The organism is Novosphingobium sp. PhB55 (assembly GCF_004368805.1).
In the GTDB taxonomy this organism is placed as follows: Bacteria; Pseudomonadota; Alphaproteobacteria; order Sphingomonadales; family Sphingomonadaceae; genus Novosphingobium.
Genome location: NZ_SODQ01000006.1, coordinates 297,188 through 321,329, shown reverse-complemented (window position 1 = coordinate 321,329; position 24,142 = coordinate 297,188). Strand labels below are relative to the sequence as shown.

19 protein-coding genes are annotated in these 24,142 nt (G+C 66.2%); 11 read left to right on the top strand and 8 right to left on the bottom strand.

The features are described 5' to 3' along the window. The first annotated feature begins 6 nt into the window (after nt 1–6). On the top strand, nt 7–1,377 hold the full coding sequence (locus tag EDF57_RS16760; protein WP_134095194.1) for an aromatic ring-hydroxylating dioxygenase subunit alpha: 1,371 nt from the start codon (nt 7–9) through the stop codon (nt 1,375–1,377). Nucleotides 1,378–1,432: 55 nt separating this feature from the next. On the opposite strand, the gene EDF57_RS16755 is transcribed toward EDF57_RS16760, so the two are convergent. Genes EDF57_RS16755 through EDF57_RS16745 form a run of 3 tightly spaced genes read right to left on the bottom strand, consistent with a single transcriptional unit; the run spans nt 1,433 to nt 5,692 of the window. Continuing rightward, nucleotides 1,433–2,281: a sulfotransferase gene (locus EDF57_RS16755; protein WP_243654011.1), complete on the bottom strand. Its 849-nt coding sequence runs from the start codon at nt 2,279–2,281 to the stop codon at nt 1,433–1,435. After that, on the bottom strand, nt 2,278–3,579 hold the full coding sequence (locus tag EDF57_RS16750) for a DegT/DnrJ/EryC1/StrS family aminotransferase (RefSeq protein WP_243654012.1): 1,302 nt from the start codon (nt 3,577–3,579) through the stop codon (nt 2,278–2,280). Before EDF57_RS16750 ends, EDF57_RS16755 begins: the two co-directional genes overlap by 4 nt. 13 nt (nt 3,580–3,592) lie before the next feature. Next, complete coding sequence (locus EDF57_RS16745; protein WP_165921304.1) at nt 3,593–5,692, bottom strand: nucleoside-diphosphate sugar epimerase/dehydratase; 2,100 nt, start codon at nt 5,690–5,692, stop codon at nt 3,593–3,595. Nucleotides 5,693–6,177: 485 nt separating this feature from the next. Here EDF57_RS16745 and EDF57_RS16740 point away from each other — a divergent pair, with 485 nt between their 5' ends. From EDF57_RS16740 to EDF57_RS16730, 4 genes are all read left to right on the top strand, one after another. After that, a complete protein-coding gene (locus tag EDF57_RS16740) occupies nt 6,178–7,419 on the top strand; it encodes a glycosyltransferase family 4 protein (RefSeq protein ID WP_132261823.1) in 1,242 nt (413 codons plus the stop codon). A 97-nt stretch (nt 7,420–7,516) separates the two neighbouring features. Beyond that, the gene (locus EDF57_RS25825) at nt 7,517–8,422 is read left to right on the top strand and encodes a formyltransferase family protein (protein ID WP_208324888.1); all 906 of its coding nucleotides are present in this window, start codon (nt 7,517–7,519) and stop codon (nt 8,420–8,422) included. Nucleotides 8,423–8,425: 3 nt separating this feature from the next. Next, nucleotides 8,426–9,109: a PIG-L deacetylase family protein gene (locus EDF57_RS25820; protein WP_132261826.1), complete on the top strand. Its 684-nt coding sequence runs from the start codon at nt 8,426–8,428 to the stop codon at nt 9,107–9,109. Between the two features lie 1,135 nt (nt 9,110–10,244). After that, nucleotides 10,245–10,985: a response regulator transcription factor gene (locus EDF57_RS16730; protein ID WP_132261827.1), complete on the top strand. Its 741-nt coding sequence runs from the start codon at nt 10,245–10,247 to the stop codon at nt 10,983–10,985. A 123-nt stretch (nt 10,986–11,108) separates the two neighbouring features. Here EDF57_RS16730 and EDF57_RS16725 read toward each other — a convergent pair whose 3' ends face one another. Continuing rightward, nucleotides 11,109–12,035 (bottom strand): formylglycine-generating enzyme family protein, encoded by a 927-nt coding sequence (locus tag EDF57_RS16725; RefSeq protein ID WP_134095193.1) that lies wholly within the window; start codon nt 12,033–12,035, stop codon nt 11,109–11,111. Between the two features lie 202 nt (nt 12,036–12,237). Continuing rightward, the gene (gene rlmN / locus EDF57_RS16720; RefSeq protein WP_243841112.1) at nt 12,238–13,560 is read right to left on the bottom strand and encodes a 23S rRNA (adenine(2503)-C(2))-methyltransferase RlmN; all 1,323 of its coding nucleotides are present in this window, start codon (nt 13,558–13,560) and stop codon (nt 12,238–12,240) included. Nucleotides 13,561–13,828: 268 nt separating this feature from the next. Between rlmN and EDF57_RS16715 the strand changes: the two genes are divergently transcribed. Next, complete coding sequence (locus EDF57_RS16715; protein ID WP_134095088.1) at nt 13,829–14,497, top strand: outer membrane protein; 669 nt, start codon at nt 13,829–13,831, stop codon at nt 14,495–14,497. A gap of 126 nt (nt 14,498–14,623) precedes the next feature. Here the strand turns inward: EDF57_RS16715 and EDF57_RS16710 are convergent, their stop codons facing one another. After that, nucleotides 14,624–15,100: a hypothetical protein gene (locus EDF57_RS16710; RefSeq protein WP_132261830.1), complete on the bottom strand. Its 477-nt coding sequence runs from the start codon at nt 15,098–15,100 to the stop codon at nt 14,624–14,626. A gap of 44 nt (nt 15,101–15,144) precedes the next feature. Further along, nucleotides 15,145–15,630: a transcription elongation factor GreB gene (greB, locus tag EDF57_RS16705; RefSeq protein ID WP_132261832.1), complete on the bottom strand. Its 486-nt coding sequence runs from the start codon at nt 15,628–15,630 to the stop codon at nt 15,145–15,147. Between the two features lie 241 nt (nt 15,631–15,871). Between greB and EDF57_RS16700 the strand changes: the two genes are divergently transcribed. Beyond that, on the top strand, nt 15,872–17,152 hold the full coding sequence (locus EDF57_RS16700; protein ID WP_243841126.1) for a glycoside hydrolase family 27 protein: 1,281 nt from the start codon (nt 15,872–15,874) through the stop codon (nt 17,150–17,152). A gap of 199 nt (nt 17,153–17,351) precedes the next feature. Here EDF57_RS16700 and EDF57_RS16695 read toward each other — a convergent pair whose 3' ends face one another. Then, a complete protein-coding gene (locus EDF57_RS16695) occupies nt 17,352–19,319 on the bottom strand; it encodes a lytic transglycosylase domain-containing protein (RefSeq protein WP_243841111.1) in 1,968 nt (655 codons plus the stop codon). Nucleotides 19,320–19,408: 89 nt separating this feature from the next. Between EDF57_RS16695 and dapA the strand changes: the two genes are divergently transcribed. The 4 genes from dapA to EDF57_RS16675 all read left to right on the top strand — a co-directional run bounded on the left by dapA (nt 19,409) and on the right by EDF57_RS16675 (nt 24,049). Further along, nucleotides 19,409–20,290, top strand: coding sequence for a 4-hydroxy-tetrahydrodipicolinate synthase (gene dapA, locus EDF57_RS16690; protein ID WP_132261837.1), 882 nt, complete (start codon nt 19,409–19,411; stop codon nt 20,288–20,290). 152 nt (nt 20,291–20,442) lie between these two features. Further along, on the top strand, nt 20,443–20,925 hold the full coding sequence (gene smpB / locus EDF57_RS16685) for an SsrA-binding protein SmpB (protein ID WP_132261838.1): 483 nt from the start codon (nt 20,443–20,445) through the stop codon (nt 20,923–20,925). Next, entirely contained in the window at nt 20,922–21,575 is a 654-nt protein-coding gene (locus EDF57_RS16680; protein ID WP_132261840.1) for a DUF2062 domain-containing protein, read from the top strand. Before smpB ends, EDF57_RS16680 begins: the two co-directional genes overlap by 4 nt. A gap of 50 nt (nt 21,576–21,625) precedes the next feature. After that, nucleotides 21,626–24,049 carry an ATP-binding protein gene (locus tag EDF57_RS16675; protein ID WP_134095191.1) on the top strand — a complete coding sequence of 808 codons (2,424 nt, stop codon included), beginning with the start codon at nt 21,626–21,628 and terminating at the stop codon, nt 24,047–24,049. The last annotated feature ends 93 nt before the right edge of the window (nt 24,050–24,142 follow it).

Below are 24,142 nucleotides of genomic sequence, written 5' to 3'. Positions count from 1 at the left end.
CAGGACATGGACGAGGAACGTCTCGCCACCTACCCCACCACCGCCTTCCTTTCGAAGGACTACCTGGCCGCGGAAAAGACGCTGCTCTGGCCCAAGGTCTGGCAGATGGTGGAGCGCGAGAGCGACCTGCCGAATCCCGGCGACTGGATGACGTACGATGTCGCGGACGAATCGATCATCGTCCTGCGGGGGGATGACGGCAGCCTGCGCGCCTTCCACAATGTCTGCCCGCACCGCGGCCGCCAGCTCGTCTCGGTGCCGTCGATGCTGCCGGGCAAGGTCCACGACGTGCGCGGCAACAACCGCAAGAGCTTCGTCTGCGGCTTCCACGGCTGGACGTTCGACCTTGATGGCAAGAACACCTACATCCTTGACCCGCAGGACTGGCAGAACAAGCTGACGCCGGAGATGACCTGCCTCTCGGACGTGCAGGTCGATACCTGGGGCGGCTACATCTACATCAGCATGGACCCCGATGCGGTGCCGCTGAAGGAATGGATGGGCCGCGCGGGCGAGATCCTGGACCATTTCGACCTGGCCGGTATGCACTACAAGTGGCGCCAGTGGGCGATCTACGACTGCAACTGGAAGACCGCGATCGAGGCGTTCCTGGAACCCTACCACGTCGCCGGCACCCACACGCAGCTGCTCGCTTATGGCGACTACTATGCGCTGTCGAAGCAGTACGGGCTGCACTCGGTCTCCAGCTACGACACCCGCGACAGCAAGTTCCAGATGAGCGAAAGCGCCGGCACCACCCGCGCCGGCAAGGGCGACGACGCGCGCGTCTCCACGTACGAACTCATCCGCGAAAACTACGAAACGGTGAACTACTCCGCCTCCACCGAAACGCTGGTCAATGCCGCCAGCCGCCTGGTGGACGAATTGCCCGACACCGCCACGCCGGGTGAGATCATCGCTCACTGGCTGAAGTCCGCCCGTGCCGACGATGCCGCGCGCGGGGTGATCTGGCCGGAAGTGCCGCCGGAGATCAAGAAGGAGGGCGGCCTCGCCTGGGGCCTGTTCCCCAACCAGAACATCCTCCACGGCGAGACTTTCGCGCTCTGCTACCGCGTGCGTCCTTACGGCAACGACCCGGACAAGTGCGTGTTCGAAAGCTACGCGCTCGAACGCTTCCCCGATGGCGAGGCGCCGGAAACCGAATGGACTTATGCCGACCCGATCGGCGAGAACTGGGGTTCGGTTCTGGCGCAGGACTTCTCGAACATGCAGTTCGTGCAGAAGGGCATGAAGTCCAGCGGCTTCCGCGGCCCGCTGCCCAACCCGCACCAGGAGCAGAAGGTCATCAACCTCCACCGCAACCTGGCCAATTTCATGGACGGCATGGGCGCGCCGACGCGGCTAGAAGTGGAGTAAGCCAAAAAAGCCCGTCGTCCCGGAACGGTTCCGGGACGACGGGCTTTTTGCGCGTTCAGGCGGCGGTTCGCGCCGTCACTTTCCAGCGCGAGAGGTCCAGCCCGCAGATCGCTTCCAGCGTCTCCACGTCGCGCGCATAGAAATCGCGCAGCTGTTCGCGCAGGCCCGGCGCGAGCGGGGGATAGGTCATTTCCCGCGCCAGCAGCGAGCGGACGTTTTCGAACACCGGGGTGCCGCGCAGCGGGCGCACCGTGTCTTTCAGCGGGGCCAGCGCCTTGCGCAGCGGCAGCGGCAGGATCGCGGCGCGGCTGTTGTTGGCGCGCTCCCGCGCGGCTTCCGGCCGATAGACCGGCGAGACGCCGATATGTTCGGACACGGCCTCGACGATTCGCTCGGGCTGCACCGTCACGTCGTCATAGAGGTAGATCAGGATCTGCTCGCGCGGGAACAGGTCGTACCAGCGCGCCAGATGGCGGGCATAAAGCCCGTCCTCCAGAAAGCGCGGATAGGGATTGTCCATCGAGCGCAGGTATTCTTCCGGGGGCCCTTTCAAGGTGCCGCGGCGGTAGAACATCTTGTAGTCGGAATAAGCGCGCTCCACCGGGTTGCGAAGCTGCAGCACCAGCCGCGCCTGCGGCAGCGCGCGGGCGATCCGATGCGCGGCCAGCGGATGGGCAAGATAGTCGGCGGATTTCTCGCCGATCACCTGGGCCTGCGCAGGGCGGTTCGCGAAGAAGCCGCGATACCAGTCCTCGCCGCGATCGAATTCGGAACTGAAGTAGTGCGGCTCGGCATCGGGCATGAAGATCGCCGGATTGTCCTGAAGGCGCGCCTGGATCCAGGTGGTGGCTGCCTTGACCGCGCCGATGACGATGAAACCGGGATGCCATTCGGGGGTCATCATCGTGCCGTCGTCTCCATCATCGCCTCGCGCAGGGCTTCGGCCATGCGTGCCATGTCCTGCGGTTCCAGCGTGTGATCGACCGGGAACATCAAGGTTCGCCGGCCGAGATCCACGGCATTCGCCAGCGCGCCGTCGCGCCGGACGGGCAGGCCGGAGAGCGCATGTTCGCGGCTCATGTCGGGGCACGATCCGCTTCCGGCGGGAATGCCGCGCGCCAGCAGACCGGCCAGCACCGCGCGGCGGCGCTCCTCCACCCGGTCGGCGCTGCCTTCCAGGCGGACATAGAACTTGTACCAGGCATGGCCCACTTCCGCCGGTGCTTCGGGCAGGATCAGCCCGGGCACATCGGCCAGCATTTCCAGCAGCGCCTCGGCATTGCGGCGGCGGGCAGCGAGCCAGCGCGGCAGCTTGCCGAGCTGGCAGCGGCCGAGCGCGGCCTGCATCTCGGTCATGCGATAGTTGGAGCCGGGCGTGTCGTGGATATAGCGGAAGGCGCCGGGCGTGCCGCCGCCGTCGGTGACCTTGAGGTAGCTCTTGCCGTGGTCCTTGAAGGCCCAGCCGCGCAGCCAGACCTGATGGTCGCGCAGCAGCAGCAGGCCGCCTTCGCCCCCGGTGGACATGATCTTGTCGGTGCAGAACGAGAAGGACGATGCCGCGCCGAAGGAGCCGACCTGGCGGCCGCGCCAGGTGGCGCCGTGGGCCTGGGCGCAGTCCTCGATGAGGTGGAGGCGGTGATCCTCGCAGATCCGGCCGAGCGCATCCATGTCGCAGGGCCAGCCGGCCAGATGGACGCAGAGCACGGCGCGCGTCGCGGGCGTCACCAGCCGCTCGACCGAGGCCGGATCGATGTTCTGGCTGACCGGGTCGACATCCGCGAAGACCGGCAGTGCGCCCACCGCCAGCACGCAGCTGGCCGTGGCGAAGAAGCTGCGGGCGGGGACGATCACTTCATGGCCCGGCCCGACGCCCAGCGCGCGCAGCGCCACTTCCAGCGTCAGCGTGCCATTGGCCAGGCACATCCCTTCCGGCATGCCGACGAAGCGGGCGAACTCGGCGGCAAAGGCGCGGTTCTCCCCGCCGTGCACGAGCGCGTTGACCTTGCCCGAGCGCAGGACATGGGCGACCGCCTCGATCTCGTCGGCCTCGTGGCGGGGCCACAGGCTGCGCACGGGCCGGGGCGGCACGGGCTCGGTCGCGGTCGTCGTCACGGCGGATGCCGCGGAGGCGTGCAGGGGACGGGTGGTGTCTGCCGCCGGCGAGGACGCATCCTCGACGGCGGGCGGGGAAGCCAGGTTCACGACAATGCTCTCCTCAAGCCTTGACCGGTTCGCCGGTGCCGTGCGGGTGGATCATGCTCTGGTTCTCGACCACTTCGAACCCGGCACTGCCGCTCGGCACCTTGACGAGGGTGTGCGTGATCCGCCGCGCTTCGGTGTGGTCGCCCAGTTCCACCGCGCGGGCGAGCCGGTCGATGCTGCGCGAGATGAAGGGCAGGGGGATCGGCTTGGACTGCGCCTCGAAGATGCCCTTGATGCCCGAGGGAAGCTGTTCCTCGCAGATGTCGAACAGCTCTTCGTAGAGCTTCTCGCCGGGGCGCAGGCCCACGAATTCCACCGGCACGTCGATCTCCGGCTGAAGTCCGTAGAGCCGGATCATGCGGTAGGCGAGGTCGACGATGCGCACCGCCTTGCCCATGTCGAGCACGAAGATCGTGCCGCGCTGGGAGTTCTGGCTGAGCGCGGCCGAGCTGCTCTGGAGGATCAGCTGCACCGCTTCGCGCACGGTCATGAAGAAGCGCTCGATATCGGGATGAGTGACGGTGAGCGCGCGGCCTTCGCGAAGCTGGCGGTGGAACAGCGGGACGATGGAGCCGCTCGATCCCAGCACGTTGCCGAAGCGCACGGTCATGAAGCGCGGGGCTTCCGGATCGTCCACGCCGCACATGTCCAGTGCCTGGCTGTAAAGCTCGCCCACGCGTTTGGTGGCGCCCATCATGCCCACCGGGTTCACCGCCTTGTCGGTGGAGACCTGGACCATGGCCTTGGCGGAATATTCGCAGACCGCGTCAGCGACGATGCGCGTGCCCAGGATATTGGTGTGGACCCCGGCGCAAGGGCTGGCCTCGACGATGGGCACATGCTTGAGCGCGGCGGCATGGTAGACGATGACCGGCCGGTGGCGCTCGAACACGCGGCGCACTTCGTCGCGTTCGCGGATGTTGCAAAGCTCGGGCTGGACGTCGAGGTCGGGATACTGCTCGCGCAGCTTCATCTCGATGGCATAGAGATGGTATTCGCTATGCTCCACCAGCACGATGCGCGAGGGGCGGAAGCTGGCGAGCTGCCAGCACAGTTCGCCGCCGATCGTGCCGCCCGCGCCGGTCACCAGCACGCACTTGCCGGTGATCTGGCTGGTGATCTGCTCACCCTCCAGCGTGAATTCGCTGCGGCCCAGCAGGTCCTTCACCGAAAGCTCGTCGGGCGCGGCGCCGTGGTTGCGCTGGAGGATATGGCTCCAGCCGTCGCGAATGCGCGAGAGTTCGAGGCCGAGGTTGCGCGCGCGCGACGTCAGCCGCGCCATCTCGCGGTTGGAAAGGTCGGTGCCGTCGTCGCAGGCGATCACGAGCGAAGGGCGGCGGCCCTGGAGTTCCAGCGTTTCCACCGCATGGGCCAGATCGTCGTGGCTGCCGAGCACCGGTACGCTGGCGATCTGCTGCAGGGTATCGTTGTCGGCCGGAAGCAGGACGCCGGTGACGAAGAAGCTGGGCGTGGCCTCGCGGCGCAGCATCTCGATGATCGAGAGCGCCCAGTCGGGCGAACCCACCAGCAGCGCGCCGCGCAGGTTCTTGTTGTCGACATGCGCCGGCAGGATCTTGGCCGTGTGCGTCATCTTCTCGCGCAGGGCACGGCGGGCGCCGCGCACGAAGAACAGCGCGGTCATCGCGAAGAGCCACTGGGCCAGCGCGATCTCCAGCAGCTGCGCGCGTTCGGCGCGTACACCGGGCACGATCATGATCGCCACCCAGGCCAGCGCGAAGGCCGGCACCGTCAGCATCGCCAGCTGGATGGCATGGGCGAAGCTGAAGTAGCGCCAGCTGCGGCGATAGATCCCGGCGGTGTAGAACACGCCGATCACCACCAGGGCAAAGCCCAGGATGGCGCCCATGTGGCCGTCGGACTTGGGGAAGCCGGTCTTGCCGATCAGCGTAAAGGCCAGCGCCAGCGTGATCGACAGCACGATGAAGTCGATCGTCATCAGCACGGTATTGCGGAAAGTCCGCCGCAGGCTGAACTGCGTGGACGGAGAGCGCGAACGCCCGCCCGTCGATCCGAACTTGCGTACGCGCAGGAACCTGTTTGCGGAGCCGACGCTCATCGTCGAGGCACTGCTTCCCGTGGCGGTATGACTCATCGCGTCGACCTTTTCAGCTTTTCGGGCCCAATTTCCCCGGTGCATCCTGCCTCCCGGCGTTCCGGAGCAGTGCCCGTGGCAGTTTCCGCGGGTCCGGCTTTTCCGGCTCCTTCTTTCCGGCGCCGTTTTTCAGGACCGGAAAAATGCTCGGGGGGCCGCACCCGGCCTCATCGATTCATGATCTATTGACCAATTTCAGGGCGCGCACTTGTGCATGAAGCCATCAGCCGTAATTGCCGATTCTCTTGCGAATAGGTCGCGCCTTCGACTGTCGGACATGGGGGTGATCCAAAGGGAGCGGGCGCCCTTGCCGGAAACCATCCCTTAATCGCCGCGGGCCATCTCGAAGGGCTATCAGCCGATTAGTCGCTTGCGATCGGCGGTCCGAGGGTCATCATTCAGGGCGACATCGGGATGGGGCACACACGCGGGGGCGTGGGGGCTGCCTTGCGGCACCATCCGTCAGCCTGGGGCTCGATTACGCAATGAAGATACTCGTCCTGTCCAGTCTTGCCTATTCGCTCACCAATTTCCGGGGCGCCTTGCTGCGGGAATTGAAGGCGAACGGGCATGAAGTCGTCGCCGTGGCGCCTGACCAGAACGCCGCCGTGGAACGCGATCTCGCGGCCTGGGGCATAGGCTTCAGGATCGTGCCGATGGCGCGCACCGGCACCAATCCGGTCAAGGATGCGGCCCTGCTGTCCGCTTACGTCAAGTTGATGATGGCCGAAAAGCCGGACCTGGTCCTGGCCTATACCCAGAAGCCGATCATCTACGGCGGGATCGCCGCACGCATGCTTTGCGTGCCGCGCTTCTTCGCGCTGATGTCGGGGCTGGGCTACGTCTTCAGCGAGGATTCCAGCGCCCGCAAGGGCCTGCGCTGGGCCGTGACCCGGCTTTACCGCGAGGCGGTTCGCCGCGCCCGGGGCGTCTTCGTGTTCAATGCCGACGACCGGCAGGACATGATCGACCTCGGCATCGTCACGTCGCGCCAGAACGTGGTGCAAGTGCCAGGCTCGGGTATCGATCTCGAACGCTTCCGGCTGGAGCCGCTGCCGCGCAACCGCCTGCGCTTCCTGCTGGTCGGCCGGCTGATGCGCGATAAGGGCATCTACGAATTCGTCGAGGCGGCCCGGCAGCTCAAGCTGGACAATCCCGAAGTCGAATTCTGCGTGCTCGGCCATTACGAGCGCGACAATCCGACCGGGATCGACGAAGTCGAATGCGCCCGGCTGGCGCGGCAGTTCCCCGTCCAGTTCATCCCCGGCACCAGCGACGTGCGGCCCTATCTCGCGAGCTGCTCGGTCTTCGTGCTGCCGTCCTATTACCGCGAGGGCCTGCCGCGCACGATCCTCGAAGCCATGGCCACCGGCCGTCCGATCATCACCACCGACATGCCCGGCTGCCGCGAGCCGATCATCGAGGGCGAGAACGGCTTCCTGGTGGCACCGCGCGACGCGGGCGCGCTCAAGGCGGCGATGCAGCGCTTCATCGAGGCGCCCTCGCTGGTGACGAGCATGGCCGCGCGCTCACGGGATCTGGCCGAGAAGATCTACGACGTGCGCAAGGTGAACCACCAGTTGCTCGACGAGATGGACCTCCTGCGCGAACCCTGGAACGAGCCGGCGACGATCCGCTCGGAACCGGCGCCGTCGGACGACCGGCCGCCCGAATCCGCCGGGCCGCGCCTCCAGAGTGCCGGGCCTTCGCGGGCGATCGCGGGTTAGAGCGGTCACTCCAGTTTTTCGTTTTTCGCATTTTCCGAGTCATCCGGTGTCCCACCCGATGCGAAAATGCTCTGAAGTCAGGATCGGGGGCAAGGCAATGCGGGCTGTCGTGATCGGCGCCGTGGGGAGCACGCAGGTGCTCGTCGAAGAACTGGCCGAGGCGCCGGGCTGGGATCTCACGCTGATCGGCACCTTGCCGCCCGAACTGCACGGGCGGCACTCGGACCTGGTCGACATGGCGCCATTCGCCGAAAGGGCAGGGGCGCGGCTCGCCCATATCGCGCGCACCAACGATGCCGAGGTGCTGGACATGGTTCGCGCCGAGCGGCCCGACTACGTCTTCGTGGTCGGCTGGTCGCAGATCGTCGGTCCGGAATTCCTGTCGATCGCCGCGAAAGGCGCGATCGGCTATCATCCCGCACCGCTGCCGCGCCTGCGGGGACGCGCCGCCATTCCCTGGACGATCCTGCTGGACGAGCCGATCTCAGCGTCCAGCCTGTTCTGGATCGCCGAGGGCACCGACGATGGCGACATCCTGGGGCAGCACTATTTCCACCTTGCGCGCGATGAAACGGCGCAGGGCCTCTACGACAAGCACATGGATGCCCTGCGCACGATGTTGCGCGCGCTCCTGCCCCGCCTGGCGGAAGGCGAGCAGCCAAGGCAGGTGCAGGACGAGCGCTATGCGACCTGGGCGACCAAGCGCACTCCGGCCGACGGCCAGATCGACTGGCGCGATTCCGCGGCCGGGATCGACCGGCTCGTCCGCGCCGTGGGGCGGCCCTATCCGGGCGCTTTCACGCATGTTTCCGGACGCAGGATGACCGTCTGGGCCACGCGGCCCGTGGGCGGTGCGGACCGGCATCACGCCATCGCGGGGCAGGTCATGGCCAGCCGCGACGGAATATTGACCGTGCAGACCGGAGACGGGTTGCTTGAACTGACCGACTGGGAGCTTGCCGAGGGCAAGCCACCGGCCCTGCATGCCGTGCTGAAAGGATAGCGCTTGGCTCTCGATCACTATGGAAAGGTCCTCGTCGTCGCGCCCCATCCCGATGACGAGATCCTCGGCTGCGGCGGCACGATGGCGCGCATGGCGGCGGCGGGCATGGACGTGCAGGTCGTGGTCGTCACCAGCGGGCGGCCTCCCGCCTTCTCGGAAGACGGCGTCGCGCGGGTCCAGGCCGAGATGCGCCGCGCGCACGATCACATCGGCGTGAGCCAGGTGCACATGCTGGATTTTCCGGCCGCCTCGCTGGACGTGGTGCCTGCGGCGGAACTCAATGCGGCGCTCGGGCGCGTGGTCCGCGAAGTCGCGCCGGATACGCTCTTCGTGCCGTTCCTGGGGGACATTCACCAGGACCACCAGTTGAGCTTCCTGGCCGCGATGGTCGCTGCCCGCCCGCGCGACCGCACCGTGCCGACGCGGGTGCTGGCCTATGAGACCCTGTCCGAGACCAACTGGTACGCAGCGCCGATGACGCCGCCTTTCGTGCCCAACGTCCATATCGACATCTCGGCCACCCTGCAGCGCAAGCTCGATGCCTTCGCGCTGTTCGAAAGCCAGGTTCGCGACTTTCCCGACGAGCGCTCGCTCATCACCATCGAGGCCCTGGCCCGGCTGCGGGGTTCCACCGTGTTTTCCGAGGCCGCCGAAGGCTTCGTCCTGGTTCGCGCCATAGAGCGCTGAGGCCACGGCCGGCGCGACTCTCGGCACGCGCGAAAGGTCATCTTTCGATCGCGCTCGGCGCTGAAAGCCGTGACCGGGCTTCGGGTCCCGCCCGGCGCAAGACGCGGGCGGCTCGTCGCACCGTCCCGGCAGGGGCGGGATCGCCGGCCGCCAGTCGCCGCCGCTGGGCTGCTCTTTACAGTTGGGCGGCCGGTCTTTGCCAAGAAGCGGCCTGCGCGTCAGCTATTGAAGCGGGAATACTTCGGTTTTTCTGACACGATCCGAATATGTATAGATGGTGAATACTTTGCCGCGGCATCATGACGCCGGTTTCGGGCGGTCTTTCACCCCGACCCGATCGAGCATCGTAAAAAGGCTCGAACGAGCCCGAAAAATCTCCGAATCGATTCGTCCGGTTAGTTTACCGTACAACCGGCGAGGTAGTTGCCGGTAGCTTCTCACCGCAGTGCCGCGAGACGCGTGCTGCAGCCGCGAAGAGAATCGCCCTGGGCCTCAACCGATTCGCCGGCCCGATCTCCTGATCCTAGGAGGTTGCAGAGGATTGCAGCGACTGGGCAGTCGCAGCGCGAGTCGCATGGCGGAAATCCTCGACTTCCGGAAAAAGACGCCCCGCTCGCACCCGTTCCGCAGGCTGGCGCGGACCCCCTTCAGCCGTGCCTGACAGAGGAAGGTATGTTAACTTTTGTGAGTTAACGTCTTGAAAAGGTGTAAGTTATCGAAAGACTACCTCTTTGGAGGTACAGTGTACCAGAATTATACGTTTGACTCCCTGCCCTCCAGAATGAACTTTTGGAAAGGGGGGGTATCCCACTGATCATAGGGGGAATTCGAAGGCACCTAGAATGCTCATTCACGGCTCGAATAGAACCTAACCACCCCCTCGACTTGAAGACGACAATATGTTCTAAGGTGATCTACCTAAGGTGTGGGTGGAAATAGGGGGCATGCAAAGGGGGGGCTCGCCATTCTGGCAAGGTCATCCAGCGATTGTCGTTGATTTTCTGATTTGGGATTTTCCGAAAGGGAAGTTCTTTGACTGTTCCGTCCTGCGCTTGGGTGAGTCAGGATCAGTCCCAAAATAATATCATAATACGCTTGGGTCGTCCGTATTTCCGTTATTCAGGAGAGAAAGACGATGTCGACTTTTGATGAAGTGTGCGTGAGCATTGTCGGTTTCAACTCCCTCGTGAGGGAAGGGATCTGCAAGATTCTCGACAAGTGCGAGTTCAAGTGCACCCGGTTCTTCAAGGACTGTGACGCGGTGCTCAGCGACAGCGATTCACCAACCGTTGGTCTTACCGTTTTCGACATGGGAACGTGTGGAGACCTGCTCGAATGCCTTCCGGCCATGAAGGAGCGCCATCCGCACATGCGGGCGGTCCTGCTGGCGGACGAATTCGAGTTCGGGCAGATGGTGGAAGCCTTCCAGCTTGGCGCCCATGCCTTCCTGTTGAAGGAAATCGGCTCCGAACCCCTGATCGAATCCCTGCGATTGGTTAATCAGGGTGAAAAGGTATTGCCCAGCGCGCTGCTGCAGCATCTGCCGCAGAAGCAGGTCATCGCCGAGGGCAAGGCCGAAGTGCAGGTGCAGCTCAGCGAGCTGCTTTCCGATCGCGAAATCGATACGCTGCGCTGCCTGGTCATGGGCTATCCCAACAAGGTGATCGCCTATCGTCTCGACATCAGCGAGGCCACGGTCAAGGTTCACGTCAAGGCCATTCTGCGCAAGCTCATGGTCCAGAACCGTACCCAGGCCGCGATCTGGGCCGTGAACCAGGGGCTCATCACGCACGGCGGCGACTTCCGCGAAACGCCGGACTTCGTGCCGGTCGAGGAAACGGTCCGCGCGCCGGTGGCCCTGGCCATCGCCCGCTAGAAAACGTCCCGAGCGCGATTTTGCCGCAACGGACCTGAATGACAGTGCTGGCCGGCCGATCCCATCGGCCGGCCGCTGCTTCCCGAAGCGCCGCTTCCTACACGCTGCGCCTTGATCGGATTTCTATTTTTCCCGGACCACGCAGCGAAAGCCGATGTGCGTCGTCGCCGTGTCGATCATTTCGGGATGGCGTGCGGCGGGGCGATAGCGCTGGCAGTAATTCGCAGCGCAAAGATGCGAGCCGCCCTTGATGACCTTGCGGCCGATACGGATCTGCGGCTGCGCGGGATCGAAGCTGTCCTTCAGCTTCGCGCCCTTGGGGTTGCTGATCGCGCAGCAGGAGCCGCCCTGCTTCTTGCCGGCGTCCGGCCGCTCCGACCACCAGTCGCGCGTCCATTCCCAGGTATTGCCGATCATGTCGTAAAGCCCGTAGCCGTTGGCCGGGAAGCTGCGCACCGGCGAAGTGCGTTCCCAGCCGTCCAGGCACTGGTTCGCGAAAGGGAACAGTCCCTGCCAGTAATTGGCCATCATCCGGCCTTCGGGCGCGAGTTCGTGGCCCCAGGCATAGGCCGCATCATCGAGACCGCCCTTGGCGGCGAATTCGAACTCGGCTTCGGTCGGAAGATCCTTGCCCGCCCACGTCGCGTAGGCTTCGGCATCGGCATAAGCGACGTGGATCACCGGATGGTCCCAGAGGTCCAGCGCGTCGATGTCGCTGCCCGGCCCGAGCGGATGGCGCCACGATGCGCCGAATTCGAAATTCCACCAGTTGGCCGGGTTGGACGTGTCCACCGGGGTCGCGCTTTTGCGGAAGACCAGCGAGCCGGCATGCGCCATCTCGGGCGGCATTCCCGGATAGTCCTTCGGATCGGGTGCGATCTCGGCCCCGGTCGTATGGCCGGTGGCCTCCACGAAGCGGGCGAAGTCGCGATTGGTGACGGGCGTCTCGTCGATCCAGAAGGCATCGACGGCCACCCGCCGCAGCGGGGCTTCCTCGGGGTAGAAGCTTTCCGAACCCATCGTGAAAGTGCCGCCCGGCAGGCGGACCATGCCGCGCAGGGGTTCTTCGCCTTCAGCCGAAGTCGGGGGCAGGGTCTCGGTCATCCAAAGTCCTCTCGGTCGATCTCGTCCCTGTCTAGGGGCGGATTTGCCCCGCGCCAAATGCCGAGTTCACGGCGTCATGCCGAAACTGTCCGGCCGAAAGCATCCGGCCGAAAGATTCCGGGAAAGGTACGAGGATCGCGCGAAAGGCTCAGCCGAGTTCCTTTTCCTTCTCGGCATAGAGGCGCTCCAGTTCGGCGCGGCTCTTCTTCTCGGCAGCGGTCTTGAGCTGGCCGCAGGCTGCATCGATGTCGCGCCCGCGCGGGGTGCGCACCGGAGCCGAAATGCCGCCCCTGAACACGATTTCCGAGAACGACTTGATCCGCTCCGGCGTCGAGCATTCGTATTGCGCGCCCGGCCAGGGGTTGAACGGGATCAGGTTGACCTTGGCGGGCAGGTCGTACTTCTTGAGCAGGCAGACCAGTTCGCGCGCGTCGTCGTCGCTGTCGTTCTTGTCCTTGAGCATCACGTATTCGAACGTGATGCGGCGCGCGTTCGACGCGCCCGGATAGTCGGCGCAGGCCTGGAGCAGATCCTCGATGCCGTACTTCTTGTTGACCGGCACGATCTCGTCACGGACATCCTTGGTCACGGCATGGAGCGAGACCGCCAGGTTCACGCCGATTTCCTCGCCGCAGCGGGCCATCTGCGGGATCACGCCCGACGTGGAGAGCGTGATGCGGCGCTTGGAAAGCGCCAGGCCGTCACCGTCCATGACCAGCTTCAGCGCGTCGCGCACATTGTCGAAATTATAGAGCGGCTCGCCCATGCCCATCATCACGATGTTGGTGAGCAGGCGGCCATCCGAGGTGTAGCTGCCTTCCTCCTCGTCGTCGGCCACATCCGCGCCGTCGATGCCGTCGCCGAAGCTGAAGTCCATGCGGCCCTTGGGCCATTCACCCAGCGCATCGCGCGCCAGCATGACCTGGCCGACGATCTCGCCCACCGTCAGGTTGCGCACCAGGCGCATGGTGCCGGTGTGGCAGAAGCGGCAGTTGAGCGTGCAGCCGACTTGCGACGAGACGCAGAGCGTGCCGCGATCGGCGTCGGGAATGAACACCATCTCGAAATCGTGCGCGTCGGCCGTGCGCAGCAGCCACTTGCGGGTGCCGTCGCTGGAGTGCTGGGCCTCGACGATCTCGGGGCGGCCGATCACGAAGCGTTCGGCCAGCCAGGGGCGCATGGTCTTGGCGATATCGGTCATCGCCTCGAACTCGGTGACGCCGCGGTGGTAGAGCCAGTGATAGACCTGCTTGGCGCGCAGCTTGGCTGCCTTGGCGTCGAGCCCGGCCGTTTCGAACATTTCGGCGATGCGCTTCTTGGGCAGGCCGATCAGGTCCAGGCGGCCGTCTTCGCGCGGGGTCACCCCCTCCACGAGGTTGGGACGGGGCACCGGCACGGGATCGATATGGCCCGGGATCGGCATCGGCCCGGCGCCGGAGGGGCCGGAAGGAGTCTGGTTCGCGTCTGTCATGATCGGGGGGGCATATAGTGCATCCGCGCTCAAAACGGAAGATGCGCGCTCGCGCAGGCCTGCGCGAACCGCTGCAATGCTTCGCGGGTTCCCGCCGCCTGGCGCTCCATGCCCTCGCTCCGTCGATCAAGTGTGACACAAAAACATCAGCAATTTCGTTGTGTTAGGTTCAGGAAACTCCTCCCGTATGACGATCATTTGACCAGTCCAGACGGGCCGGTCGCCGCCAACGGATGCCCGTCGGAAAAAACAACGAATGGAGCATCCCATGAAGAAGATTCTCGCCTGCCTCGCCCTCGGCACCGCTATCGCTTCCGTCCCCGCCATGGCGCAGGACACCGGCCCGGTCGAGCCGTTCTCGGGCTTCCATGTCGAGGCGCTGGCCGGTTACGACGTGACCAAGGCCGGCAGCAGCGTCGACGACGATGCCAATGTCGATAACGACCAGTCGATCGACGGCTTCGCCTATGGCGTCGGCGCCGGCTATGACTTCCGGTCGGGCAACCTCGTCTTCGGTCCCGAAGCCGAAGTGACCTGGTCGACCGCCAAGACCAAGTTCGACGACGGCGATTTCGAAGGCTTCGGCCTCGGCAACGTCAAGACCAACCGCGACCTCTATGTCGGCGCGCGCGTGGGCTATGTCGTTACGCCGACCACGATGGTCTACGCCAAGGGCGGCTACACCAACGCCAAGTTCGACGTGCGCAGCACGTTCGGCACCGTGGAAACCAACCGCGACATCGATGCCGACGGCTGGCGCATCGGCGCCGGTGTCGAGCAGGCGATCACCAACAATGCCTTCGTGAAGCTCGAATATCGCTATTCGAACTACGAGAAGGGCGAGATGGACTACACCGGCGACATCGCGGACGGCCAGCGCTTCGACCTCGACCTCGACCGTCACCAGGTCATGGCCGGCGTCGGCGTCCGCTTCTAAGGCGACACGCGATTGCAGGGGGAGGGCGGGAGCGAGAGTTCCCGCCCTTTTCCGTGGCGCGTTTCCGTTGCGCGGCCGGTTTCCGTCAGTGCGGACAGCCGGGCGGAAAGCCCGGACATACCGCCCCTATTGCAGCTTCGCGCAGCCGATCAGCGCCGCGTCCATGGCGGAAGCGGCGCCGGAGAGCGCCCAGGCATTGACGAAGCGGTGGCCCTGGCGGTCGCGCGCCGTCACGGTCATGCGCGGCGCGGAGCGCATGGCCGCGACGATGGCGGCATTGTCCTTCTCGTCCCGCCCCCAGGCATCGCCTTCACCGGCCGTCAGCACGAAGCGCTCCCCGCCGAGCGACAGCGTCACTTGCGCGCCCTGCGCGATCCGCCGCGACAGCCGGAAATGAACTTGCCCGCGCGCGCCGCGCCGGGGCCAGGTGCCGACTGCCGCGAAAGGCTGGTACTCCCGCGCCGCAGCATTGGGCTCGGCCATGGCTATGGCATAGCACCGCGGTATCACCGGATCGCGGAACGCGCCCCAACCGGCGTAGATCCCAAGGCTTTCCCGGGCGCGTGCCGGCGCGGGCGAGAACGTCAGGGCGAGGCCTGCCATCGCCAGAGCCGCCACGTTCAGCGCAATCCCACGCACTCGCGGCGTCACGGGGCCGGGTACCCGATCTCCAGCACTTCCCATTCCTTCTCGCCCGATGGCAGGCGGACCATGCGGAGGTCTCCCACGGCCGCGCCGCGCAGGGCGCGGGTGATGGGGGCGCTCCAGCCGATCAGGCCTTTCGAGGCGTCCTGCTCGTCGTCGCCGACGATGGTCACGGTCATCTGGAGGTCGTCCTCGTCGGCGAGGGTCACCGTGGCGCCGAAGAACACTTTGCCGCGCTCGGTCTGCTCGCGCGGGTCGACCACGCGCAGTGCCTTCATGCGGCGGGCGAGATAGCCCAGTTCGCGGTCGATCTCGCGCATGCGCTTGCGACCGTAGAGGTAGTCGCCGTTCTCGGAGCGGTCGCCGTTGCCCGCGGCCCAGGACACGATCTCGACGATTTCCGGGCGCTCCTTGCCCAGCAGATGGTCGTAGCGGGCGCGCAGCGCGGCCATGCCTGAAGGCGAGATCGGAGGACCGGCGGGTTTCATGACCCGATCCTTATAAAGCATTGCCGGTCCGGCCAAGTCCCTGATCCGCTTCGTCACCGGCTTGCGCGCCGCCTATTAGTCCGACAAAAGAGCGAGCAATATCTAACGGGATTTGAGGATCGTCATGGACATTTCACGCCGCGCCGCTCTGTTCGCTGCCGCTTCCGCACCGTTGCTCGGGCTGGCCGCCAGGGCCGGAGCCGAAGCCGGCAGCCCGGCAGCCGTCGGCGCTGCCGCGCCGATGCCCGGCCTGGCACCCGCACCGGGCGCTGCGCTCGCGCCCCGCCCGCCGATGGGCTGGAACAGCTGGAACAGCTTCGCCGGCACCATCACCGAGGCGCAGGCGCTCGAAACCGCCGCGATCATGCGCGAGAAGCTGCTGCCCTTCGGCTACGATGTCTTCACCGTAGACATCCAGTGGTATGAACCGGATGCCAAGAGCTACACCTACAACGCCAACCCGGTGCCGGCGCTGGACGCCAACGGCCGGATGATCCCCGCGCCCAACCGCTTCCCCTCGTCCAAGGGAGGCAAGGGCTTCGCGCCGCTCGCCGCCAAAGTCCACGCCATGGGCATGAAGTTCGGCATCCACGTCATGCGCGGCATCCCGCGCCATGCCGTGAAGCTCAACCTCCCGGTGCTCGGCACCAAGCTGCGCGCGCAGGACATCGCCGACACCGCCAGCATCTGCTCCTGGAACCCGGACATGTACGGTGTCGACATGAGCAAGCCGGGCGCTCAGGACTACTACGACAGCATTTTCAAGCTCTACGCCTCGTGGGGCGTCGACTTCGTCAAGATGGACGACATGAGCCGTCCCTACGATGCCCACGCGCCCGAGATCGAGGCCGCCGCCAAGGCCATCGCCCGCTGCGGCCGCCCCATCGTGCTCAGCCTCTCGCCGGGCGAAACCCCCGTCCTGCGGGGCGCCCACGTTCGCCAGCACGCGCAGATGTGGCGCATCTCCGACGACTTCTGGGACGAATGGGCGCAGCTCTACACGCAGTTCACGCGCCTGGAGAACTGGACGCCGTTCCGCGGCCCCGGCTCCTGGCCCGACGCCGACATGCTACCGCTCGGCCGCCTCGCCCTGGGCGATCGCGACACCCGCTTCACCCCGGACGAGCAGCGCACGCTGATGACGCTCTGGTCGATCGCCCGCTCGCCGCTCATCATGGGCGGCGACTTGCGCCACCTCGACGCGCCGACGCTGGCGCTGCTGACCAACCGTGAAGTGCTGGCGGTGAACCAGGCGAGCACCGACAACACGCCGCTGTTCCTCGACGACGGCACCAAGGTCTGGACCGCGCGCGCCGAGGGTAGCGGGGATCGCTACGTGGCGCTGTTCAACGTGTCGGACAAGGAGCGCGAGGTGAGCGTGCCGCTTTCGCTGCTTGGTTTGGGCGCGAAGGCTTCCGTGCGGGACTTGTGGGAGGGCAAGGATCTTGGCGCAGTCGAAGGGCGGGTTTCGGCGCGGCTTGCTTCGCACGGGGCGGGGTTGTTCAGGGTGAAGGGTATTTAAGAAGAGGAAGACCCGGGGGATGATCCCCCGGACCCTCGGAATGTCGACCTTGCGCCCGGCCTGTCCGTCGTGCGCTCCTTGCGGCGCAGCCAATAAGTCTCCCGACGCGACCATGGGCGCACGACGCGGTTGGTCCGCGTGACCTGGACAGTTGTGGGGGTGCAGGGGGGCTATGCTCCCCTGCTTCTTCCCTTAACCCTCACCCCGGACTGCGCTTGCCGATCAGCTGCGTAAGCGGCGTATTCCCGCGATAACCCGATTCCTTCGGATACATCGATTCGTAGACCACGGCGTTTTCCAGCACGCGCTGGATGTAGTTCTTGGTCTCGTAGATCGGGATCTGTTCCAGCCAGTCGATCCAGTCCACCGCGCCGGTGCGGGGATCGCCGTTGGCGCGCAGCCACTTGTTCACATTGCCCGCGCCCGCGTTGTAGGCGCCCACCGCCAGCGGAAGCGAACCGCCGAAGTAATTGCGCATGCGGGTGAAGTAGGCATCGCCGAGGCGGATGTTGTAGCTGGCGTCGTTGATCAGGGCGCTCTCGTCATAGGCCATGCCGAGCTTGCCTGCCTGCTCGCGCGCCGTGGCGGGCATGAGCTGCATCAGGCCGCGCGCACCGGCATGGCTCAGCGCGTTCTGGGCGAACTGGCTCTCCTGCCGGGTAAGGGCATGTGCCATGGCGAAGTCGGCGCCGGGCGGCATCGGGATCAGGGGGTAGGCGATCTGGCCGAAGTCCTGGTAGCCGTCGCCGTGCGCGCTCTGGCCGAGGATGACGGCAAGGTCGCGGCGGCCGATCTGCCGCGCCAGTTCGGCCACGAGCACATGGTCGGATTCGCTCTGCGCCTGGTCCGAGATTTCGCGGAAGAACTGCACCGTCGTGCGCCAGTCGCCGTCGCGGGCGACATCGCGCACGGCATTTGTCAGCGGCTTAGCGAAGAAGGCGGAGCGCTCGGCCTGGGTCGGCACCGCGCGGGGGCGGGTGTCGAGGTCGGGCAGGGGGCGGCCCAGCCGTTCGAGCGCGAGCTGGCCGTAGAAGTAGTGCGGATAGGCCGCGGCCATCTGGAAATAGCGGTTGGCGCCGGCGGTGTCCCCGGCGCGGGCCAGGGCGCGGCCGGCCCAGTAGAAGCCCTTGGACCGGGTGCCGGGCGTCTGCGCCGCGGCGCCGTAGCGATAGAACAGCGGCGCTGCGCGGCGCGCGTCGCCCAGTTGCCACAGGGCCTTGGTGCCGCCCAGCCAGACCAGCGTCGTATAGTCGTCGCGCAGGCGGAAGGAGAGCTGGCTGATGTCGGTGCCGGGCGCGAAGGCGTCGTCGATGCTGGCGGCGATGCGCACCGCCGAATCGGCACCCGCGCCCTTGGCGGCGGTGAGCAGTTCGCGCACCCACTTTTCCGGCTCGGGGACCGGCGCGGTCAGCGTGGGGCGATTCGAGAGCAGGGCGATTTCGCCGGGCAGGTTGCCGCTCTTCCGCGCCTGGACCGCGCGGCTGTAGATATAGCCGGCATCGGCGTTCATCTGCGGCGTCAGCACGAGGCCCAGCGTGCCCGGCGGCGAGCCCTGCAACATCGCCAGCCGCTCCATGAACAGGGCGCGCCGCTCGGCCGACACGAAGGAGACCTGCCGCTCCGCCTGCGCGGTTTCGCCTTGCCACAGCAGCCGGTCCATGCGGATGTCATGGTCGGCCGGGGTCAGCATGCCGCGGTAGGTGGCGAGAATCAGGGCTTCGTCGTTCGGCGCCAGCGTGCCGCCGCGCCAGGCGGCCAGTGCACGCTGCTGCGCATCGGGGCGGCGCAGCGTGGTCAGCGCCACGGCGTAGCGCCCGGCGGCCTGGTTCGACAGCGGCGGATAGCGGGTGAAGAACGAGACCACCGAATTGGCGTCGGGCGACTGGTTCAGCAGCGCACGTTCGGCCGATACGCGAATCTTGTCCGCCTGCGGATAACCGGGATAAGTCAGCAGGAAGCCGGAATAGCTGCCGAAATCGAAGCTGTCCGACGCAGAGAGCTGGCGCCAGCGGTCGATCGACTGGTGAACCGCCATGTCGTGCGACTGCATCGCCTGAGCCTTGGCAAGGTCCCATTCGCGGCCGTCTTGCGCGGCTGCGGGGCTGCCGATGGCGATGCCGAATGCGGCGGTCGAAGCAAGCAGGACGAGGGGGGCGACACGCTGCATGCTGGACATTTTGGGAAAAGGCTCCTTATCAGGCGCTGAACATCGGGTCCGTCGGGCTCGATCAATGAACATCAGGTGAGGTAAAGTCCATGTTCTCGGGTTCCATTCCTGCGCTTGTTACACCGTTTCGCGACGGAGCGTTCGATGAGCAGGCTTTTCGGCGACTCGTGGACTGGCAGATAGAAGCGGGTTCTTCAGCCCTCGTGCCCTGCGGTACGACCGGCGAGAATTCGACGCTTTCGAATGCCGAGCACCATCGCGTCATCGAACTCTGCGTGGAGCAGGCCGCCGGCCGGGTGCCGGTGATCGCGGGCTGCGGCAGCAACGATACGATGAACGCGCTGCTGCACATGAATTTCTCCAAGAAGTGCGGCGCCTCGGCGGCGCTGCTGGTGGCGCCGTACTACAACCGGCCAAGCCAGGAAGGGTTGCTGGCGCATTTCACGTATCTGGCCGAAAACAACGACCTGCCGATCGTGCTCTACAACGTGCCCGGCCGCACCGTCACCGACCTGCTGCCGGAAACCGTCTGCGAACTGGCGCGCCGCTTCCCGGATCGCTTCATCGCCATCAAGGATGCCAGCGGCGATCTCAGCCGCGTCACCGATCACCGCATGGGCATCGGCAAGCACTTCGTGCAGCTCTGCGGTGACGATGAACTCGCGCTGCCGTTCAACGCGGCAGGCGGCGTGGGCTGCATCTCGGTGACCGCCAACGTCGCGCCGAAGCTCTGCGCCGAATTCCAGGCGGCCTGCGCCGCCAACGATCTGGAAGAAGCGCGACGCCTGAACGACCTGCTCTATCCGCTGCACTACGCCATGTTCGAGGACAGCTCGCCGGGCCCGTGCAAGTACGCGCTGGCGCAAGTCCACGACTGGATCGAAAACGAACTGCGCCTCCCGCTCGTCCCCTGCAGCGACAAGGCCCGCACCGCCGTGGACGAAGCCCTGGCCCACGCCGGACTGGTCTGAGCGACAAGGCGCCGTCCTCCCGGATCACGTCCGGGACGACGGCGCCGTTCGTGCTCCCGATCCAGCGACGGCCGACTATCCATCGCCGCAGGACGAAATGACGCAAAGGGGCGTTTCCTTTTCCCGCGCCAATCCCTACATGCCGGGTCATCATGGCACGCCCGCAGCACACGACATTCGACAAGCACAAGAGCGTCGCGGAAAACCGCAAGGCGCGATTCGAGTACTACATCGAGGAAACTTTCGAGGCCGGCATCGCGCTGACCGGCACGGAAGTGAAGTCGCTGCGGTTCGGCGAAGGCTCGATCGCGGAATCCTACGCCGAGATCAAGAACGGCGAGTGCTGGCTGGTGAACTCCAACGTGCCCGAATTCAGCCACGGCAATCGCTACAATCACGTCCCCAAGCGCCCGCGCAAGCTGCTTCTGCATGAACGGGAACTCTCGCGCCTGCAGGGCTCGGTGGAGCGCAAGGGCATGACGCTGGTCCCGCTCTCGATCTACTTCAACGGCCGGGGCCGTGCCAAAGTCGAACTGGCGCTGGCCAAGGGCAAGAACGCGGCGGACAAGCGCCACACGATCAAGGAACGCGACTGGAAGCGGGAGCAGGGCCGCATCCTGCGCGAACACAAGTGAGCGACCTGCTGCACCGCCTGGGGGCCTGGCTGCACGGCCAGATGCCCACGCATGCACAGCTGGAGGCGAATCGCTTCACCGCGCCGTTCACCCGCCGCCCGGAACTGTTCCGCTTCACCCGCCGCTCGGTGCCGCGCGGCGTGGCCGTGGGCATGTTCATCGGGATCTTCGCTCTCATCCCCGGTGTCCAGATCGTCGGCGCGGCGCTCATGTGCGTGCCGTTCCGCGGGAATATCCCGCTCGCGGCGGCCGTCACCTTCATCAGCAACCCGGTGACGACGCTGCTCATCATCCTGCCGCTCGCGGTCGCGATCGGAAACAGCTTCGGCTATCACGCCGACATCGCCACGGTGGAGGCGATGGTGCGCGAAGGCGCGGGCTTGGCCCAGTGGCGCAGCTGGCTGCTGTCCGACACGGCGCCGGCCGTTCTCATCGGCCTGTTCATCCAGTCGATCGTCGCCGCTTTCCTGAGCTATTTCCTCACCATGTGGTTCTGGCGCTACTGGATCGGCCGCAAGCACCGCGCCCGCCGCCACCGCGCGCTGTTCCGCCATGCCGAGAACGAGGCCGCCTCCATATCCCTGGCCGCATCCTCGACGCCTGCGGCGAAGGCTTCGGTAAAGACCGGCGACACGGAAGGAATTGCATGAAGGCAGGCCAGCAGCGGTCGGGCGTTTCGCAGGCCGTCAGCCGGAACCGGATGGGCGGCCTTTCGGACACCGCCGTTGTCGGCCTGGCGCTTGTGGCCAGTGCCGCGCTGGTCTGGCTGGTGAGCGGGGACGGCCTGCTGGTCGCCGTGCTCACGGGCACGTTGCTGGTCTTCGCCGGTCTGGCCTGGATGATCGCCAATCGTCGGCCCGAAGCGTCTGATATCGAATTCGCGCAGCCCGACTGGTCAGTCACCGTCGCTGCGATCGACCGGACCGATACGGCCATTGCCGTCACCGATCGCGCCGGCCGCCTGGCCTGCGCCAATGGCAGCTTCGAACTCTGGTTCGGCACCGCCAACCCGCCGCCGCGCCTGCCGGTCGACGATGCCGCGATGGAGCGCCTCACCGATGCCGTGCGCGCGGCCTGGCGCGATGGCCATGCCCGCGCCGAAGTGCGCACCGAAGGCGATACCGCCGCGGACTGGCGGGTGGAAATCCAGCGCTCGGGCCGGGGGGACGACTTCCTGGTCTGGCGCATCCAGCCCGTCAGCGCGGTCGATCTCGTGGGGGAACTGGTGCGGCAGGTCGACGGCCGGCTCGGCAAGGGCCTGGCGCGGGCAGGCATTTCCGCGGCCGTGGTCGATCCCGACGGCATGATCCGGGCCGCCAGCGCCGGCTTTTCCCAGCGCGCGACGGGCGATGCCCTCTCGGACATGACCGGGCTCGATTTCGTTTCGCTTATCAGCCAGGAAGAAGGCGAAAGGATCGGCTGGGCCCGCGATGCGGGGCGCGGCGGTCCGCTGGTGCTTTATCACGTTCCCATCGCCGACCCCGAATCGCCGGTCGAGCCCGATCCCAACATCACGCCGTCGCTGATGCTGGTGGTGGAGGCCGGGCAGGGCATCGGTGCGGGCGGCGGCGGCGGCACGGCCGCGCCGCATCTGGAAGCGCTGCTCAGCCAGTTGCCGCTCGGCCTCGCCATGGCCGACCGCGATGGACGCCTGCTCTTCGCCAACCCGGCCTTCATGCGCGCCGCCGGGCAGGAAGGCCAGCATCCGCCAAGCTACCCGACAGACCTGGTCGTGCGGGACGACAAGCGCGCGCTCTCGGAAGCGATCCGCCGTTTCGCGCAGGGCCCCGCCGCTGCCGGCGACATCGCCGTGCGCCTGACCGCGCAGCCGGACGACCCGGTTTCCCTCAGCCTTGCCGGTGTTCGCGGGCTTGGCGAGGCGGCCGTGCTTCTCGGGCTGACCGACACATCGGAGGAAACCCGCCTCAAGCGCCAGGTCGCGCAGGCGACGAAGATGCAGGCCGTGGGCCAGCTCGCCGGCGGCGTCGCACACGATTTCAACAATGTGCTCACGGCCATCCTGGGCACCTGCGACCTCATGCTGATGCGCCATACGCCGGGGGATTCCGACTATGACGACATCCAGCAGATCCGCGCCAACTCGAACCGCGCCGCCTCGCTGACGCGCCAGCTTCTGGCGTTTTCGCGCCAGCAGACACTGCGCCCCGAAGTGCTCCAGCTTCCCGACGTGGTGGCGGACGTATCGCAGATGCTGCGCCGCCTGATCGGTGAAAAGATCCAGCTCGTCGTCAGTCACGATCGCGATCTCGGGCCGGTTCGCGCCGACCCGACGCAGCTGGAGCAGGTGATCGTCAATCTCGCCGTGAACGCGCGCGATGCGATGCAGATGAAGGGCGACGGCGCGGGCATCCTGACGCTCGCGACCCGCCGCATCAGCAACACGGACGTGCGGGCCATGCGCAGCGAGATCATTCCCGCCGGCGACTATACCGCGCTCTTCGTGGAAGACACGGGCGGGGGTATCCCTCCCGAGCATCTCGGCAAGATCTTCGAGCCGTTCTTCACGACCAAGGAGCAGGGCAAGGGCACCGGCCTCGGCCTTTCCACCGTCTACGGCATCGTCAAGCAGTCCGGCGGCTTCATCTTCGCGGAAAGCGAGCCGGGGCGGGGCACTCGCTTCGTGGTCTACCTGCCGGTCCATCACGTCGCGCCGGGCGCGGCGCCCGAGCCCTCGCCGGTGGAAGAGCCGGAGGCGGAGCCGAGCCAGTGGGCCGGGGGCGGCGCGATCCTGCTGGTGGAAGACGAGGATCCCGTCCGCATCGTCGCCGAACGCGCGCTGACGCGGCAGGGTTATGAAGTGACCTGCGCCCGCGACGGCGAGGAAGGCCTCGAACTGGTGGAGGAAGGCGGCCGGTTCGATCTCGTCGTCTCCGATGTGGTGATGCCCTCGCTCGACGGCCCGGCCATGGCGCGCGAGATCCGCCGCATCGCGCCAGACCTGCCGGTGCTGTTCATGTCCGGCTATGCCGAGGAGCAGCTGCGCAAGGAAATCGGCATCGCCAATGCCTGGTTCATGCCCAAACCGTTCTCGGTGCAGCAGCTCTCCGAAAAAGTCGGGGATGTTCTCGCACGCACGGCAGGCGGCGTTAAAAATAGGAAATAAGCCGACGTTCCCCTCTTGTTCCATGAGAACAAAGGCGATACATAGATCCCCGCGACGTTGACCTTTCCGGTCAGGCCGGTAGCAAAGGGGAAG

What these genes read in the sequence shown, in the direction of transcription:
- EDF57_RS16760 (WP_134095194.1), top strand. Translation starts at nt 7, where the DNA reads ATGGACGAGGAACGTCTCGCCACCTACCCCACCACCGCCTTCCTTTCG.
- EDF57_RS16755 (WP_243654011.1), bottom strand. Translation starts at nt 2,281, where the DNA reads ATGATGACCCCCGAATGGCATCCCGGTTTCATCGTCATCGGCGCGGTC.
- EDF57_RS16745 (WP_165921304.1), bottom strand. Translation starts at nt 5,692, where the DNA reads ATGAGTCATACCGCCACGGGAAGCAGTGCCTCGACGATGAGCGTCGGC.
- EDF57_RS16740 (WP_132261823.1), top strand. Translation starts at nt 6,178, where the DNA reads ATGAAGATACTCGTCCTGTCCAGTCTTGCCTATTCGCTCACCAATTTC.
- EDF57_RS25825 (WP_208324888.1), top strand. Translation starts at nt 7,517, where the DNA reads ATGCGGGCTGTCGTGATCGGCGCCGTGGGGAGCACGCAGGTGCTCGTC.
- EDF57_RS16730 (WP_132261827.1), top strand. Translation starts at nt 10,245, where the DNA reads ATGTCGACTTTTGATGAAGTGTGCGTGAGCATTGTCGGTTTCAACTCC.
- EDF57_RS16725 (WP_134095193.1), bottom strand. Translation starts at nt 12,035, where the DNA reads ATGGTCCGCCTGCCGGGCGGCACTTTCACGATGGGTTCGGAAAGCTTC.
- rlmN (WP_243841112.1), bottom strand. Translation starts at nt 13,560, where the DNA reads ATGACAGACGCGAACCAGACTCCTTCCGGCCCCTCCGGCGCCGGGCCG.
- EDF57_RS16715 (WP_134095088.1), top strand. Translation starts at nt 13,829, where the DNA reads ATGAAGAAGATTCTCGCCTGCCTCGCCCTCGGCACCGCTATCGCTTCC.
- EDF57_RS16710 (WP_132261830.1), bottom strand. Translation starts at nt 15,100, where the DNA reads ATGGCAGGCCTCGCCCTGACGTTCTCGCCCGCGCCGGCACGCGCCCGG.
- greB (WP_132261832.1), bottom strand. Translation starts at nt 15,630, where the DNA reads ATGAAACCCGCCGGTCCTCCGATCTCGCCTTCAGGCATGGCCGCGCTG.
- EDF57_RS16700 (WP_243841126.1), top strand. Translation starts at nt 15,872, where the DNA reads ATGCCCGGCCTGGCACCCGCACCGGGCGCTGCGCTCGCGCCCCGCCCG.
- EDF57_RS16695 (WP_243841111.1), bottom strand. Translation starts at nt 19,319, where the DNA reads ATGCAGCGTGTCGCCCCCCTCGTCCTGCTTGCTTCGACCGCCGCATTC.
- dapA (WP_132261837.1), top strand. Translation starts at nt 19,409, where the DNA reads ATGTTCTCGGGTTCCATTCCTGCGCTTGTTACACCGTTTCGCGACGGA.
- smpB (WP_132261838.1), top strand. Translation starts at nt 20,443, where the DNA reads ATGGCACGCCCGCAGCACACGACATTCGACAAGCACAAGAGCGTCGCG.
- EDF57_RS16675 (WP_134095191.1), top strand. Translation starts at nt 21,626, where the DNA reads ATGGGCGGCCTTTCGGACACCGCCGTTGTCGGCCTGGCGCTTGTGGCC.